Annotated in this window: 12 protein-coding genes; 4 read left to right on the top strand and 8 right to left on the bottom strand. The window is 58.4% G+C overall.

What is annotated here, in order from left to right:
* From AC5SEO_RS09375 to polA, 7 genes are all read right to left on the bottom strand, one after another.
* Positions 1 to 462: a tripartite tricarboxylate transporter TctB family protein gene (locus AC5SEO_RS09375; protein ID WP_003514354.1), complete on the bottom strand. Its 462-nt coding sequence runs from the start codon at positions 460 to 462 to the stop codon at positions 1 to 3.
* A gap of 100 nt (positions 463 to 562) precedes the next feature.
* Positions 563 to 1,546 (bottom strand): tripartite tricarboxylate transporter substrate-binding protein, encoded by a 984-nt coding sequence (locus AC5SEO_RS09380; protein ID WP_026330668.1) that lies wholly within the window; start codon positions 1,544 to 1,546, stop codon positions 563 to 565.
* A gap of 197 nt (positions 1,547 to 1,743) precedes the next feature.
* The gene (locus AC5SEO_RS09385; RefSeq protein ID WP_003514350.1) at positions 1,744 to 3,090 is read right to left on the bottom strand and encodes a sigma-54-dependent transcriptional regulator; all 1,347 of its coding nucleotides are present in this window, start codon (positions 3,088 to 3,090) and stop codon (positions 1,744 to 1,746) included.
* Positions 3,087 to 4,913 (bottom strand): sensor histidine kinase, encoded by a 1,827-nt coding sequence (locus AC5SEO_RS09390; protein WP_003514349.1) that lies wholly within the window; start codon positions 4,911 to 4,913, stop codon positions 3,087 to 3,089. Before AC5SEO_RS09390 ends, AC5SEO_RS09385 begins: the two co-directional genes overlap by 4 nt.
* Before the next feature lie 161 nt (positions 4,914 to 5,074).
* Positions 5,075 to 5,260 (bottom strand): 50S ribosomal protein L32, encoded by a 186-nt coding sequence (gene rpmF, locus AC5SEO_RS09395; protein ID WP_003514347.1) that lies wholly within the window; start codon positions 5,258 to 5,260, stop codon positions 5,075 to 5,077.
* Between the two features lie 193 nt (positions 5,261 to 5,453).
* On the bottom strand, positions 5,454 to 6,173 hold the full coding sequence (locus AC5SEO_RS09400) for a DUF1868 domain-containing protein (RefSeq protein ID WP_112191816.1): 720 nt from the start codon (positions 6,171 to 6,173) through the stop codon (positions 5,454 to 5,456).
* An 85-nt stretch (positions 6,174 to 6,258) separates the two neighbouring features.
* A complete protein-coding gene (polA, locus tag AC5SEO_RS09405) occupies positions 6,259 to 9,246 on the bottom strand; it encodes a DNA polymerase I (protein ID WP_174067933.1) in 2,988 nt (995 codons plus the stop codon).
* A 414-nt stretch (positions 9,247 to 9,660) separates the two neighbouring features.
* Between polA and AC5SEO_RS09410 the strand changes: the two genes are divergently transcribed.
* Positions 9,661 to 10,095: a MarR family winged helix-turn-helix transcriptional regulator gene (locus AC5SEO_RS09410; RefSeq protein ID WP_174067932.1), complete on the top strand. Its 435-nt coding sequence runs from the start codon at positions 9,661 to 9,663 to the stop codon at positions 10,093 to 10,095.
* 240 nt (positions 10,096 to 10,335) lie between these two features.
* A complete protein-coding gene (locus AC5SEO_RS09415) occupies positions 10,336 to 11,727 on the top strand; it encodes a dipeptidase (protein WP_174067931.1) in 1,392 nt (463 codons plus the stop codon).
* A gap of 415 nt (positions 11,728 to 12,142) precedes the next feature.
* Here the strand turns inward: AC5SEO_RS09415 and AC5SEO_RS09420 are convergent, their stop codons facing one another.
* On the bottom strand, positions 12,143 to 12,352 hold the full coding sequence (locus AC5SEO_RS09420) for a cold-shock protein (protein WP_003514335.1): 210 nt from the start codon (positions 12,350 to 12,352) through the stop codon (positions 12,143 to 12,145).
* A gap of 480 nt (positions 12,353 to 12,832) precedes the next feature.
* Here AC5SEO_RS09420 and AC5SEO_RS09425 point away from each other — a divergent pair, with 480 nt between their 5' ends.
* On the top strand, positions 12,833 to 13,291 hold the full coding sequence (locus AC5SEO_RS09425) for a YbaK/EbsC family protein (protein WP_003514334.1): 459 nt from the start codon (positions 12,833 to 12,835) through the stop codon (positions 13,289 to 13,291).
* A 138-nt stretch (positions 13,292 to 13,429) separates the two neighbouring features.
* Complete coding sequence (locus AC5SEO_RS09430; protein WP_003514332.1) at positions 13,430 to 15,733, top strand: transglycosylase domain-containing protein; 2,304 nt, start codon at positions 13,430 to 13,432, stop codon at positions 15,731 to 15,733.
* Positions 15,734 to 15,922: the final 189 nt, after the last annotated feature.

A 15,922-nucleotide genomic window follows, 5' to 3' on the forward strand; every position in this document is an offset into this window, starting at 1 on the left:
TCAAAATTTAAGCCAGGGGCCGAAGCGCTGGAATGGCAGGCCGAGACCATAATTGAACACAGCAACGGAAAAGACCGTGATGGCGGCGGAAATAATGACGGCCATGAGCGGGCTCATCTTGTGCGAGGCGAAGGCTGCGATAAGGGCGCTGAAAAAAAGCGCCGGTACGAAACCAAGCCCCCGGACCGTAAAACCGAAAAAGATCGGCGCGGGCAGGATGAAAAAAATCCCCCGCCAGGCAATTGCACCGAGGGCATCGCCCTGCACACGGGTGGCGCGAATGAATATCACCCCGCCAAGCAGGATCAGCACGATTGCCAGAACAAGCGGAAAATAACCCGGCCCCATGCGGAAGGCGGTTCCGATATCCAGCCCGAAAGACTGCAACGCGAAAAAAGCGCCAAAACCGATGAAAATTGCCCCACAGGCTGCCTCGGCAGGGTCAATGAAAAACGACTTCATGAAAGATGCCCCTCCACTGCGGCCGGTCACACACCGTTCCGCGCGTTAAATTGACGGCAAGAAGCCGGCGGCAGGGTGCCGCCGGCAATTGCTCCAACCATCAGTCGGCATATTGGCCGGCGCCCTCGATCACAGGCTTCCAGCGGGCGATTTCGCTTTCAAGCTTGGTCTTGAGCGCTGCGGGCGTCGCATCGGCTTCCGGGGAAGGCGTGGTGCCGAGTTCGGCAAAACGGGCCGCCACGTTCTTGTCCTTCAGCGCGACCTGCAGCGACTTGGAGAGCTTTTCGTTGATCTCGGCCGGTGTACCCTTCGGCGTGTAGATACCGTGCCAGATACCCACCTCAAGCTTCGGCAGGCCCGATTCGGCAACTGTCGGTACGTCCGGCAGCACGTCGAGCCGTTTGGCCGAGGTTACGGCATAGGCTTTAACGGTCCCGCCCTGGATTTGCTTGGTGGTGTTGGTAGTCTGGTCGCACATGATATCGACCTGTCCGCCGAGCAGGTCGGTCATGGCCGGGCCTGTGCCCTTGTAGGGAACAGTGACCAGCGGTGTCTCGATCGCGCTCATGAACAACATGCCGCACAGATGCGAAGCAGCACCGATGCCGGCATTGGCAACGGTGACCTTGTCCTTGTTCGCCTTGGCGTAGTCGATCAGACCCTTGAGATCCTTGGTCTCGAGCGTCTTGCGCGACAGAATGGTCATCGGCACTTCCGTGACCAGACCGACATATTCGAAAGCGTTCAGGGTATCATAGGCGAGCTTGCGATAAAGCGTGGCGCTCGTCGCCATGCCGATGTGATGCAGCAGAACGGTGTAACCGTCCGGATCCGACGCCGCCACGCGGCCAGCGCCCAGCGTGCCACCAGCGCCGCCGACATTTTCGACGATGATCTGCTGGCCGAGATCCTTCGACATGGATTCAGCGACAAGACGCGCGACCGTATCTGTCGGGCCACCGGCGGCAAAGGGCACGACCATGGTGATGTTGCGCTCGGGGTAGTTCTGAGCGGATGCAGAAAGCGCAAAAAGGGAAACGGCAGCGGCGGCAGCAAGGCCGGTAACTGTCTTCAGTATTTTCATCGATTCCTCCCGGATGAAAATGTTCGCCACTTCAGCCGCGCATGCTCCTCCATGGCGACCGGGGTGAGCCATTTGCGATCCGGGATTGCCGTTCAGCAACGGCGGTCTTGCGGCAAGGCGCGCTTTTATCGCCATCATGGGCAGCAATGGGTGGATTTCTACCCATACGGGCTCATCCATGGGTGGAAATCCACCCATCACACCTCGGTCATGTGCCGGTGCAGCTCATATTTCTGCATTTTTTCGTAAAGCGTTTTGCGTGAAATGCCGAGGCTCTCATAGACGGATTTCAGATTTCCGCCGTGGGCGGCGATCGCGCGCGCAATAAGGCTTTTTTCATAAGCGGCGACCCTTGCGGCAAGCGCCGCCTTGCCATCGCCCTCAAACGGCAGCGAGGTTTCGGAGACATCGCTTTCCAGACCGAGAACGAAACGGTCCGCCGCATTGCGCAATTCCCGCACATTGCCCGGCCACTCACGCAGGGAAATGACTGAGAGTAGATGCTGCGGAACGTCCATATCTTCCCGACCGTAACGGGCAGCAGCCTCCCGCACCAGATGCAGGAAAAGCAGCGGTATGTCGGCACTGCGCTGCGAGAGGGACGGCACGAGAATCGTCGCCACGTTCAGGCGGTAGAGAAGATCGGCACGGAACCGTCCTGCCGCGACTTCCTGCTCCAGATCGACCTTGCTGGTGGCGATGAAGCGGACGTCGAGCTCGACTGTTTCATTGGAGCCAAGACGGGTGATCACCCGTTCCTGCAACACGCGCAGGAACCGGCCCTGCAATTCAAAGGGCATGGAGCCGATCTCGTCCAGCAATATGGTGCCGCCGCGGGCATGCTCGAACTTGCCGTAGCGCGGGCGCAGCGCGCCAGGAAAAGCGCCAGCCTCGTGGCCGAACAGCTCGCTTTCGATCAGCGTTTGCGGAAGGGCGGCACAATTGATGGCGACAAAAGGCCGGTTGGCTCTGGCGCTGATATCATGAAGTGCGCGCGCCACCACTTCCTTGCCCGCACCGGTATCGCCGACAATGAGCGTATCGGCATCGGTCGCACCGATGGCGCGAATGCGGTAACGCAGATCGACCATGACCTGGGTTCTGCCGGGCAGACGCGTTTCGAGATCGTCATGCTTGCCCGCCACCGCCTTCAGGCGGCGGTTTTCCAGCACCAGTGCCCGCCGGTCGTTGGCTCTTTTTATGATGCCGGCGAGATATTGCGGGGTGAAGGGCTTTTCGATGAAGTCATAAGCACCGTTGCGCATGGCATTGACGGCAAGCTGCACATCGCCATGGCCCGTCATCAGGATGACAGGTATTTCCGGGTCAAGCTCCCGCACCTTCTGCAGCAGCGTCATGCCATCCATGCCGGGCATCCTGATATCGCTGACCACGACGCCATCGAAGCTGTAGCCGATGAGCTCAAGCGCATGTTCGGCGCTTGCCAGCATGGTGACCGCAAAACCGGAAAGTTCCAGCGCCTGCGCGGTGGAAAAGCGCAGTTCCTCCTCGTCATCAATCAACAGAACCCGCGACATGGTCATTCCGCCGCCACCTCCACACGATAGGCTGCTGCCGGTAATTCGATCTCGAATTCCGCGCCGCCGTCTTCATGGTTTCTGACACGCAGCTGGCCGCCAAAATCCTTGATGATGTTGTAGGTGATGGAAAGGCCGAGACCGAGGCCACGCCCCACGCCCTTGGTGGTGAAGAAGGGATCGAAGATGCGCTCCGAAATCGCCGGAGGAACGCCCGGACCTCGGTCACGAATGAAAATCGAAACCGTCTGACCGTGCAGCACGGCTTTCAAAGCGATGCGACGATCCTCGCGCCCTTCCACCGCATCGGCGGCATTGGAGATGATGTTGACCAGCACCTGCTGCAGCCGCACCGGCCCGGCCTTCACCGCAAGCGGCACCGGACCAAGATCAACATCCAACACCGCATTGGCGACCTTCAGCCGTGCTCCAACAATTTCCAGCGTATCGCGAAGGACAGCATCGAGCGCGACCGCAGCCATTTTCTCATTGGGTTTGCGGGCAAAATTTCTCAGATGCCTGCTGATAGAAGCCATGCGATCGATAAGGCCCGAAATACGCCTGAGGTTTTCCGTCACCTCTTCCAGACGTCCACGTTCCACGAGAAGAGAGGCGTTTTCCGCATAATTCTTGGCGGCTGCGAGCGGCTGGTTGAACTCGTGCGAAAGTGCTGCCGACATTTGCCCGAGCGCTGCAAGCTTGCCCGCCTGAACCAGGTCATTCTGCATCTTGCGCAATTGTTTCTCCGTCTGGCGGCGCTCGGCGATTTCGTGTTCGATTTCACGGTTCACCCGCGCCAGATCGGCTGTGCGCTCCTCCACACGCCGCTCCAGCTCCGCCTGAGCTTCGGCCTGGTGGGTCAGGCGTTCACGCAGGCGCCGCCGTCTTTGCAGCATGGCGGCGACCACGGCAGCGGCAAGACACAGGCAGAGGATGATCGCGATCATCGCCGTCTTGACCTGCGTCCTGAGTGAGCCGGTATCCATCAGCACGCTGACCGTCCAGCCCGCGTCGGGCATCGGCTGCGACAGGACGAGATATTCCCGGTCACCGTCGTTCTGGCTGATCGTCATCAACTGATGAGAGCCGAAATTGCCGTTTTTCAGCGGCAGTTCCTTCAGGTCGGCATTGGCGTAACGCCGGGATGCCGCCGTGCGCGCAAGCCTTTCCGGTGTCAGCGGCATCAGGCCGGAATAAAGCCACTGCGGCGTTCCGGTCATGAAGATGATGCCTTCCGGGTCCGATACGAGAATGCGGTTTTCACCATCGCCGAACGACGCCTCTATGCCTTCAATGTCGACCTTGAAGACGATGACGCCCTTGATCTCCTCGTTGAAGAGAATAGGCGCGGAAAAATAATAACCGCGCTTGTGGGAGGTGGTGCCTAGCGCAAAGAAACGCGACGGGAAGCCCTTGGCGGCATCCTGAAAATAGGGACGGTAGCTGAAATTCTCACCGACGAAGCTCGTGGGTCCATCATAGTTACTGGCGGCGATGGTCACTCCGTCCAGCGTGATGATGTAGATGTCGGAGGATTCCAGCAATGTATTGATGGATTTGAGATAGATATTGGCGCGCTGGCGCATCGCCTCATCCTGCGGATGCGCGACAAGCTCCTCAATGTCGTCGTGATCGGCGATCAGGGCGGGTAGCGGCTCGAAACGGCTCAAAAGCCCGCCAAGAGCCGAGACGGCCAGCCTGAGGGTGGTGCGGCCCTGATCGGAGACTTCGCCGAAATAGCTTTCCGCAATGATGCCGCTGCCCTTGGTCACGGCGCCGTAACCGAGGCCGAGGCTGAGCAGCGTCAATAAAATCCAGCGATATTTCACCGAAGCGCCCCTCCCCGTTGCAGGCACCAGACCTGCTCTCCCGAACAGAGTGTAGGAGGAGTGATCGGATTTTCCAAGTAACCGAAAAAAGCAGCTAAACGGCCCAAAAACAAAAAACCGGCCACGAGGGCCGGTTTTCCGTAAAGATTATTTCAGAAAGCTTATGCGCTTTCCTTCGGCGTCAGAACCTGACGACCGCGATACATACCGGTCTTCAGATCGATATGGTGCGGACGGCGCAGTTCGCCGGAGTTCTTGTCTTCAACGTAGGTCGAAGCCTTGAGACCGTCAGCCGAGCGGCGCATGCCGCGCTTGGACGGGCTTGTTTTTCTTTTTGGTACAGCCATTTTTGTTACTCCACTTTAGCGGCGAAACAACGTAACCGGCCATAACCAAAGGCCGAATGTCGGGTGTCTCGATATCGGAAATTTGGCGCGCTTATACATGCCCAAACGGGCTTTGACCAGCCCTGACGCGCATTTTTTCCGATTAAGGCGGTTTGCTGCGACGGGCGGGCGGCAGGCCTTTGCAAATCATGCTTCACTTCCTATCAAAAACCATAAGTTCCCTAAAGTGGTTCATGTCCCTGAATTCACAGAAAGCTGGCGCGCGCATCTCGATTATCGGCGCTGCCGCACGCAGTTTTTCCAGCTCTTCATCCAGCATCGCCTGCCATCGAGGCAGGCACTCCGGATCGAACCAGCGCGTGACATAAGCCAGCGTAATATGGAATTGGTAGGTGTCGTGATCGGGATGCCGATAACCGAAAGCTCCGGCAAATGTATCCCGCCACAGCGCAATGATCCGGTCGTCTTCGGCGCTGGCCCCCTTCAGCACCAGCCCCGTCGGCTTGAGACCAGTCACCTGCATATTGAAACCAGGCAGGCCCGGAAAATCCGCCAGACGATCGCAATAATACTCCGTCATCGTGTCGATCGGAGTATCGAGTGGCATGTCTTCCGGCCAGTAGGGAAATGCACGGCGATATTCGATAATGCCCTGAAATACCGTCATATGCAGGCTGGAAACCGGTGTGAAGGCCAGCTGCGATGCCTCGGGCATATCCAGAAAACGCTGGCGTGTCCCGATGATTGCGCTTTCGGCTTTCGACCCTTCAACGAGATGGCAGACCACGGTATTGCCCGGCTCGAGCAGGAATTCACCATCCGTATTATAGCGGCGACCCAGATGGCGCGGCGGCTGATCATGGCTGGCAGCGGAAAAAGATTCCAGATCTTTTGAAACGAGCGGGGCGTGCATGGGGAACTCCTTTTGAGACGTTTCCCCTAATCTGCGCACGCAACAAACCAATGACACCAATCGGTCAATGGCCGGTCAATTCCCGTCAATGCGCCTCGTCCCAGTTGTCGGCCGCGCGGGCATCCACCTTGAGCGGAACCCTCATGGAAATAGCCGGCATGGCTGCATTTTCCATCACCGAGACGACGATGGGCAGGGTCTTTTCGATTTCCCCTTCCTCGACTTCGAAGATGAGTTCGTCATGTACCTGCAGCAGCATGCGGGCAGAAAGCTTTTCCGCCTCCAGCACCGGCTCGATACGGACCATCGCACGGCGAATGATATCGGCTGCAGACCCCTGGATAGGTGCGTTGATGGCTGCACGCTCGTTGAAGGCCTTCATGGAAGGGTTGGAGGAGCGGATTTCCGGATAATGCGCGCGGCGGCCGAAAATCGTCTCGACATAGCCGTTCTCGCGGGCGAAAGCCTTGGTCGCTTCCATGTAATCGCGAATGCCAGGAAAACGCTCGAAATATTTCTTGATATATTCGCCCGCTTCGGAGCGCGCGATGCTGAGCTGGTTGGCAAGGCCGAAAGCGGAAATACCGTAGATGATGCCGAAGTTGATGGCCTTGGCACGTCGGCGCACTTCAGACGGCATGCCTTCCACCGGCACCCCGAACATTTCCGATGCGGTCATCGCATGAATGTCGATGCCGTTTTCGAATGCGCTGCGAAGCTGCGGAATATCGGCGACATGGGCAAGCACACGTAGCTCGATCTGGCTGTAATCGGCGGAAAGAAGCTTGTGTCCGGGGGTGGAGATGAAGGCCGTGCGGATCTTGCGGCCTTCCGCCGTGCGCACCGGAATGTTCTGAAGGTTCGGCTCCGAGGACGACAGGCGCCCCGTGGTGGTGGAGGCCAGCGCGTAGGACGTGTGAACCCGTTTCGTCTGCGGATGGACATATCCGGGAAGCGCATCCGTATAGGTCGATTTCAGCTTGGTCAGCTGCCGCCAGTCGACGATCTTTCGCGGTAATTCGGCACCTTCCGCCGCCAGATCTTCGAGAACCTGCGCCGATGTCGACCATTGGCCCGTCTTGGTCTTGGAGCCGCCAGGCAGGCCCATCCTGCCGAACAGGATATCGCCGAGCTGCTTCGGCGATCCGATGTTGAAACGCTCGCCTGCCAGTTGGTAGACTTCCTCTTCGAAAGCAGCCGCCTTCTGGGCGAGTTCACCGGAGAGACGCGACAGGATCTGTCGGTCCACGGTGATGCCACGCTCCTCCATATGCGCCAGTACAGGCACCAGAGGGCGCTCTAGCCGCTCATACACACTGGTCAGCCGCTCTGCGGCAAGCCGGGGCTTCAGCACCATCCACAGCCGCAGGGTGACATCCGCGTCTTCGGCGGCGTAAGCGGTCGCCTTGTCAATATCGACGAAATCGAAGGTGATGCTCGACTTGCCCGATCCCGCCACGTCCTTGTAGGCGATCGGCGTGTGGCCGAGCCAGCGTTCGGAAAGCGTATCCATGCCATGCGTGGTTTTTCCCGCCTCAAGAACGTAGGAAATCAGCATGGTATCGTCGAAACTCTGCATGACGACGCCGTGGCGCTTCATCAGCAGGTAGTCATATTTGAGGTTCTGCGCGATTTTCAGAACGGCTTCATCCTCAAGAAGATCCTTCAAACGTGCCAGCGCCTCGGCAAACGGCACCTGTCCTTCAGCAAGCCTGATGCCATCGCTGAAAAGATCGCCACCGGAGCCGGTCTTGTGCGTCAAAGGCACATAGGCAGCGCGGATATCGGTGCCTGAGGCATCCTTGCCGTTATCGGCAATCGCCAGCGAAAAACCGACGAGTTCCGCCTGCATGGGGTCGAGCGAGGTCGTTTCCGTGTCGAAGGCGACGACACCTGTTTCGCGGGCAGCGGCAACCCAACGATCCAGCTCCGCCAGATCCCTGATCGTCGTATAGGCGGTCGTGTCGATCTTGGCGGCGGAGAAAACCGTCTGCCGTGCCGTGGCGAGATCGGTGGGCGCACTGCCCTCCCATGTCACCTTCCGTGCCGGAGCGGTGGTTGACGCCGGCACAGCGGTCTTGTCATCAGCTGCGGCAACTGGAGGCGCGGCGTCGAGGTCTGGTCCATGGGCATCAGCGCCCCATTGCACCGGCACATTGGCGGCTTCGATGGCAGAGGCATCGCTATCGGTGGCTTCAGCTACCCGGCGCGTCAGCGTCGTGAACTCCATCGCCTTCAGGAAAGCGATGAGTTTCGGGCCGTTCTGCGGTTCGAGCACCAGTTCTTCCAGAGACTGCTCCAGCGGCACATCGGTTCTGAGCGCCACGAGCTGTCTGGAAAGGCGGGCAAGCTCCGCATTGGCGATGATGTTTTCGCGGCGTTTCTGCTGCTTGATTTCTTCTGCCCGCGCCAGCAGCGTGTCGAGATCGCCGTATTCTTCCAGCAATTGCGCGGCCGTTTTCGGCCCGATACCAGGAATACCCGGAACATTATCGGTGGAATCGCCGGTCATCGCCTGAAGGTCGATCATCTTTTCCGGGGCTACACCCCATTTTTCGACGACATCGGGAACGCCGATCTGCTTGTCCTTCATGGCGTCGTACATATGCACATTGGCCGTGACGAGCTGCATCAGATCCTTGTCGGAAGAAATGATGGTGACATCGGCGCCAATCGCCTCCGCCTGACGGGCGTAAGTGGCGATGATATCATCCGCCTCGAAGCCTTCCGTCTCAATGCAGGGAAGGTTGAAGGCCCGTGTCGCCTCGCGGATCAGGCCAAACTGCGGCACCAGATCTTCCGGCGGTGCGGTGCGGTTGGCCTTGTATAGATCGTACAGCTCGTTGCGGAAGGTTTTCGACGAATAGTCGAAAATCACGGCGAAATGCGTGGGCGTGACGCCGACATCGGTATTGCGCGCATCCTTCAGGAGCTTCCACAACATGTTGCAGAAGCCGGAAACGGCGTTGACCGGCAGCCCGTCCGACTTGCGGTTCAGCGGGGGAATGGCATGGAACGCCCGGAAAATGAAACCGGAGCCGTCAACGAGGAAGAGATGATCGCCTTTTTTCATGGCGATATGGATAGCGCGGGGCCGTTTTGACGTCCACAGAAAGTTCAAACAACGCACCGCAAAGCGCACGGGGCTAAGCCGCTGGAGGCACCGGCAAAATTCGCGTGAACCTTACGAATTTGTAATAGATTTTCCCTTGAAAAGCCGCATTTGCACACACATTTCTTAGGGGACGGCGCCTGATCACGCCGTAGTCTGATTGTAGGCTCGTCCCCCGCCGCATCAGACCGGACAAAGGCCTTTCCCCCCTCTCCGGGCCTTTGTCCTCTTATATGACCGCCATGGCCGTCCCCTCCCGGCCATGGCGGTTTTTATTTGTGCCGGGTTTCTAACTGGCATAAACATATCATGCGATATATATTCCACTATCGAAATCGCGCGATTGCGCCGACCAGATGCCAGACGGATTGATGAATGGGTTTTTCCCGGGACGAATCGGCGATCTATCTCGCCGCAAAAATGGCGAGGGAATTCACCATGGCGCTCCAGAAGAGATCCGCCGCGCTGGGGTTTTCTCCTGGACAATTCCCCATCCTCATCGAACTGTGGCATGAGGAAGGACTGACGCAACGGCAATTGCTGGATAGAATCGACGTGGAGCAGGCGACGCTTGCCAATACGCTGTCCCGCATGGAGCGCGACGGGCTGATCGTTCGCAAATCCCACCCAAGCGACCGCCGCGCGCAGATCATCGAACTGACCCAGCGCGGCAGGGATATCGAGGCCAACGCCATTGCCGCTTCCGAAGCCACGGAAGATACGCTGCTGGCGGATTTCCGCCGTTTCGAAAAGCAGCTTCTGCTGGAATATATGCGCCGGGCGATCGACCGCGCCAAAAAAGCGAAATAGCGTTTACAACTCGAAACGCTTTCTTTGCTCCTGGCCTTCTATCGCCCGCAGCTTCCAAGGTTTTGTTTCCGCGCAGTTTAGGACGGAAAATCACTTCGCACTTTTCCTGAACTGCTCTATCGTTCCGGCGGCTGCGCGCTTGCCGATTCAACGACACGTCAGCCCCTTGTTCCCACGCGATGCGCGATACCAGGATGTTTCGTCCATCGCCAGGTTACGACAGACATGACAGGATCAGCGATGACAGACGTTTCCCCCATTCTTTCCACGGCCGACGACAACCTCACCTCCAGCCTCGAGCGATTGTTCGAACTGGTGCGCATCCCGTCCATTTCTACGGACCCCGCCTACAAGGCGGAGTGCCGCAAGGCGGCGGAATGGCTGGTCAGAACGCTTGAATCACTGGGCTTTGCGGCTTCCGTTCGCGATACGGCCGGTCATCCAATGGTGGTGGCGCATCATGACGCCGCGACAAAAGACGCGCCGCATGTGCTTTTCTACGGCCATTACGACGTGCAGCCGGTCGATCCGCTCAATCTCTGGGAAAACGATCCGTTCGAACCCGCCGTGAAAGATATCGGCGGCGGCCGGCAGGTGATCACCGGGCGTGGAACGGCTGATGACAAGGGCCAGCTGATGACCTTCGTGGAAGCCTGCCGGGCCTATAAGGCGGTCAATGGCAGTCTGCCCGTGCGCGTCACCATTCTTTTCGAGGGCGAGGAAGAATCCGGTTCGCCCTCGCTGAAGCCGTTCCTTGACGCCAATGCCGATGAGCTGAAGGCCGATTATGCACTGGTATGCGATACCAGCATGTGGGACCGCGATACGCCCGCCATCGCCGCCGCCCTTCGCGGCCTGGTCGGCGAGGAAATCACAATCACAGCGGCCGACCGCGACCTGCATTCGGGCCTTTTCGGTGGTGCGGCCGCAAATCCCATTCACATCCTGACCGATATTCTCGCCGGCCTGCATGACGAGACCGGCCGCGTGACACTTGCCGGCTTCTATGACGGCGTGGAAGAAACCCCCGCCAACATCAAGGCTTCCTGGGAAACGTTGGGCCGCACCGCCGAAGCCTTCCTCGGCGAAGTCGGCCTCTCGATTCCATCGGGCGAAAAGGGCCGCTCCGTGCTGGAGCAGACCTGGGCGCGGCCAACGGCGGAAGTCAACGGCATCATCGGCGGCTATACCGGCGACGGCTTCAAGACGGTTATCGCCGCAAAGGCCTCTGCTAAAGTGTCCTTCCGTCTCGTCGGAGAGCAAGACCCGAAAGCGGTTCGCGAGAGCTTCCGGAACTATGTCCGCTCCAAAATTCCAGCCGATTGCTCGGTGGAATTTCACGAGCATGGTGCATCGCCGGCTATCCAGCTTTCCTATGATTCGCCAGTGCTGACGAAGGCGAAAAACGCGCTTTCGGAAGAGTGGCCCAAACCTGCCGTCGTGATCGGCATGGGGGGCTCGATCCCCATCGTCGGCGATTTCCAGAAGATGCTGGGCATGGATTCGCTGCTCGTCGGTTTCGGCCTTACCGATGACCGCATTCATTCGCCGAATGAAAAATATGACCTGCAGTCGTTCCACAAGGGCATCCGCTCCTGGATCCGCATTCTAGACGCCCTGGCCGCAGAGTAGTCAAAAAGAAAGGAGGCGCCGGTTACCCGATGCCTCCTCGTTCTCTTATATTTTGGTGGTTCAAAACAAAAAGGCCGGGCAAGCCCGACCTTTCCATCCGTTTTTCGTCAGTGCCAGTACATCCGTGGTCAAAGCGTTCAAACGGTCCGATGCTCCAGAGCGCGCCAACAAAGTCGACGCTGCTTTTCACGATCAGGATCGGCTGCTTTGGTTAATCTTTGGTTAACGCAACAACAGCGGCACTTTGAAAGCACCAGCCTGACAATTCCGTGCGGAGCACTGTTGAACCCTATATTGGTATGCACTCCAGCTTTTTCAAGAGCGGCCGGACCCGGTACACCTTCCAAAAGAAAAAGGCCGGAAAAATCCGGCCTTTCATATTCATGCGAATGACCCATTCAGGCCAAGCCGCTTATCAGGAAGCGACGAGCTCGCCTGCAGACATCTTGCCCGAGCGACGGTCCTGCGTCAGCTCGTAGGAGAGCTTCTGACCGTCGTTGAGGGAGGTCATACCAGCGCGCTCAACGGCGGAGATGTGAACGAATACGTCCTGCGAACCGTCGTCAGGCTGAATGAAGCCGTAGCCCTTGGTTGCGTTGAACCACTTTACTGTACCAGTCGCCATAACGATTTCCTTCCGTTGGCAAATTGTATTTGCACTGCGCGCAGTGCGGTCTTGGGTCGAATTTGAAGGAAAGATCGTCGTGTGCACCTAAAAAAGGCGCCGAAGCTCTGGTCGTCAAACAAATATCGATGCGCGAACACCTAGGTTGGAAGGGCCTGAAAGTCAAGTTTCTTTGAAAAAGCCCGGCGATTTTTGTGAAGCGTCGGCAAATGAAAGTCGCCGGAAACAAGGCCTTAAACAGCAAAAACCCGGCGCGGGAGGAGGTGCGCCGGGTTCTTGAAACTGACTGACAATTGGGAGGAGGAGTATTGTCAGTCCAATCGGGCGACGCTGGGAGGAGGAGTGCGTCGCTTCGATGATTTGAAGATACAGGATCTCCGCTCAAAAAACAGACGTTTCATCGCAGCGCAGCATTGCATAAAATGCATAGCTATTTCGCGACACCTTGAAGCCTCTTGGCATACCGCCTAATAAATACGCATGACCATCGAATCCGTCAGAGCGTTTTTCACCGAGAATTCCCCCGAAGTGACCGTTATCGAAACGGAAACGAGTTCGGCGACAGTCGCTTTGGCTGCCGAAGCGCACGGCGTCGATCCCGACCAGATTGCCAAAACGATCTGCCTGAAGGCGGGCGACACAATTCTTCTCGTCGTTGCCGCCGGCACGAAACGGCTCGACAATCGTAAATTTCGCGATCATTTCGGCGCCAAGCCGCGCATGCTGGGAGTGGAAGAAGTCGTTGCGGTTACCAGCCATCCCGTCGGCGGCGTGTGTCCTTTCGGATTGCCTTCTCCCCTTCCGGTGTTTTGCGACATATCCCTGAAAAACTATCCCGAGGTGGTTCCGGCAGCGGGTGCCACCAATGCGGCGGTGAGGATTTCGCCTGACATGATGGCGCGACTGACGGGAGCGGAATGGGTCGACGTCTGCCAATGACGCCGATTTGATCCGGCGAGGACTTAACCCCGCCTTAAATTGCCGCATTTAAACTCTTCATCCTGGATTAAGGATCGCGCAGGCATAGAAGCCTGAAGTGCGAACGGTTTCGCGAATATAAGGAGCGACTTCGGCTGGATGGCAGGCAAGGGTAAATCACGCGATCGGGTAGAGCCTTCCTTCGGGGATTTCCACGAATCCGGTGACGATCTGCGTCTTGATGCCAGCGAGCGCATTGGCGGAACCGCAAAGCAGCCCGCCAGAAAACCGAAGTCCACATCCGGCCGCGCCAAACCGCAAAAAAAGGAAAAGCGCACACGCAGTTCCGGCGGTGGCGCAACAGGCTTTATCCGGTCCCTCGTTTACTGGTGCATTGTGCTCGGCATCTGGGGCGGTATCGGCGTTGCCGGTCTTGTCCTTTATTACGGCGCGCGCATGCCGAGTGCCAGCAGTTGGACCATTCCCGAACGCCCTCCGAATGTGAAGATCGTTTCGGTGAACGGCAGCGTGCTTGCCAATCGCGGCACCACGGGTGGCGAGGCTCTCGCGCTTGAAGACATGTCGCCCTACCTTCCACAAGCGGTCATGGCGATCGAAGACCGGCGGTTCTATTCGCATTTCGGTGTGGATCCGCTCGGCCTGGCCCGCGCCATCGTGACCAATGTGATGACGGGACGAACAGTGCAGGGCGGCTCGACGCTGACGCAGCAGCTGGCAAAAAACCTGTTCCTCTCACAGGACCGGACGCTGGAGCGCAAGGTGCAGGAAGTGCTGCTGGCCTTCTGGCTGGAGCATAAATACACCAAGGACCAGATCCTCGCGATGTATCTCAACCGCGTTTATTTCGGTTCCAACGCCTTTGGCGTCGAAGCCGCTTCCAGACGCTACTTCAACAAATCCGCGCGCGACGTCAATCTTGGCGAGGCGGCAACGCTTGCCGGACTTCTCAAGGCCCCCTCGCGCCTTTCACCGGCGCGCGACCCGCAGGCGGCGGAGGAGCGGGCGCAGGTCGTTCTGAGATCCATGCGCGATGTCGGGTTCATCACCGATGACGAGATCAAGACCGCGATGTCGCAGCCGCCGACCAAGGCCAAACGTTTCTGGTCCGGTGCCGAACATTACGCTGCCGATATGGTGATGGAGGAAGTTCGTGGCCTGATTGGCGACGTCAAGCAGGACATCGTCGTCGATACGACCATCGACCCCAATCTTGAACGCGACGCCGAAAAAGCACTGACCCATGTTCTCCAGGGTGATGGTAAAAAGCAGGGCGCCTCGCAAGCGGCTCTCGTTTCCATCGATGGCACAGGCGCAATCCGGGCCGTGGTCGGCGGTGCGGATTATGCCGAAAGCCAGTTCAACCGGGCTGCCAAGGCGAAACGGCAACCCGGATCGGCGTTCAAACCCTTCGTATACGTCGCGGCGCTCGAATCGGGTCTGACCCCCAGTACAATTCGCAATGACGGGCCGGTCCGCATCGGAAACTGGACACCGGAAAATTATGAGAAGAAATATCGTGGCGAAGTTACGCTTGCCACTGCGCTTGCCAATTCTCTGAACACGATCGCTGCGCAGCTGGTGATGGAAGTCGGTCCTGAGCGGGTGACGCAGGTGGCGCATCGCATGGGCATAGAATCGGAGCTGCAGAACAACGCTTCCATCGCACTCGGCACCTCGGAAGTGTCGCTGATGGAGCTGACCGCCTCCTACGCTCCCTTTATGAATGGCGGCTACAAGGCGACGCCGCATATCGTCAAACGCATCTCCGATGCTGACGGCAAGGTGCTTTATGAAAACAGATACGACAACCCGCCGCGCGTGCTGAGCGAGGAAATCGCCGCGACGATGAACGGCATGTTGTCGCGCGTCATCACCGAAGGAACAGGAAAAGCTGCTCGCCTTCAGGGTTGGCAGGCAGCGGGAAAATCCGGCACGACACAGTCTTTCCGCGACGCGCTTTTTGTCGGCTACACAAGCAACCTGACAACGGGCGTCTGGTTCGGCAATGACGATGGCACATCGATGAAAAAGGTCACCGGCGGCGGCTTACCTGCGAGGGCCTGGAAAGATTTCATGACCGCCGCCCATTCCGGGCTCTCGCCCTCGCCGCTCTTTGGTCTCGGCGCAGGCGGCGTGCCGCCGCTTGGGGAAATACAGCAACCGGCGCCCGAGAGCGCGCCTTCCTCCATCGGTGACATCATTTCCAATGCTCTCGGCGGCGGCGGAACGACAAACACCCGAGCCTATCCCGAAGCGCCCGTCTCGCCAAACGCTGGTCAGCCGGGGGTCCCCATGCCGCCTGGAAACATCCCTTCCCGCGATATCGAACCCGGCTATTCAGCCGACAATGGACCTGTGCCGCCAGCCGATATCGGCGGCCGGGCGCCGGCAACTTCCGGGCCGAAGCAGACGACCCTTCTTGATATTCTGATGGGAAATTAATTGCCTTTTGGGTAATCGGCTCGCCGGTTACCCGGCAAGCGAAGGGCCGGCAACGATCCTGTCGCCTTTCCCGCAAATACTCAATTTTCCAAAGACTTGATTACACCGAATGGGCAACCAACGCAGCCAAGAGCGGAGACCGCACTTGTGTTTGCAACATATGCGTGCATCCACGTTAACCGTAGATTG

Source organism: Agrobacterium sp. K11, from assembly GCF_059429395.1.

Coding starts and splice junctions, on each gene's coding strand:
- AC5SEO_RS09375 (WP_003514354.1), bottom strand. CDS start 462: ATGAAGTCGTTTTTCATTGACCCTGCCGAGGCAGCCTGTGGGGCAATT.
- AC5SEO_RS09380 (WP_026330668.1), bottom strand. CDS start 1,546: ATGAAAATACTGAAGACAGTTACCGGCCTTGCTGCCGCCGCTGCCGTT.
- AC5SEO_RS09385 (WP_003514350.1), bottom strand. CDS start 3,090: ATGACCATGTCGCGGGTTCTGTTGATTGATGACGAGGAGGAACTGCGC.
- rpmF (WP_003514347.1), bottom strand. CDS start 5,260: ATGGCTGTACCAAAAAGAAAAACAAGCCCGTCCAAGCGCGGCATGCGC.
- AC5SEO_RS09400 (WP_112191816.1), bottom strand. CDS start 6,173: ATGCACGCCCCGCTCGTTTCAAAAGATCTGGAATCTTTTTCCGCTGCC.
- polA (WP_174067933.1), bottom strand. CDS start 9,246: ATGAAAAAAGGCGATCATCTCTTCCTCGTTGACGGCTCCGGTTTCATT.
- AC5SEO_RS09410 (WP_174067932.1), top strand. CDS start 9,661: ATGGGTTTTTCCCGGGACGAATCGGCGATCTATCTCGCCGCAAAAATG.
- AC5SEO_RS09415 (WP_174067931.1), top strand. CDS start 10,336: ATGACAGACGTTTCCCCCATTCTTTCCACGGCCGACGACAACCTCACC.
- AC5SEO_RS09420 (WP_003514335.1), bottom strand. CDS start 12,352: ATGGCGACTGGTACAGTAAAGTGGTTCAACGCAACCAAGGGCTACGGC.
- AC5SEO_RS09425 (WP_003514334.1), top strand. CDS start 12,833: ATGACCATCGAATCCGTCAGAGCGTTTTTCACCGAGAATTCCCCCGAA.
- AC5SEO_RS09430 (WP_003514332.1), top strand. CDS start 13,430: ATGGCAGGCAAGGGTAAATCACGCGATCGGGTAGAGCCTTCCTTCGGG.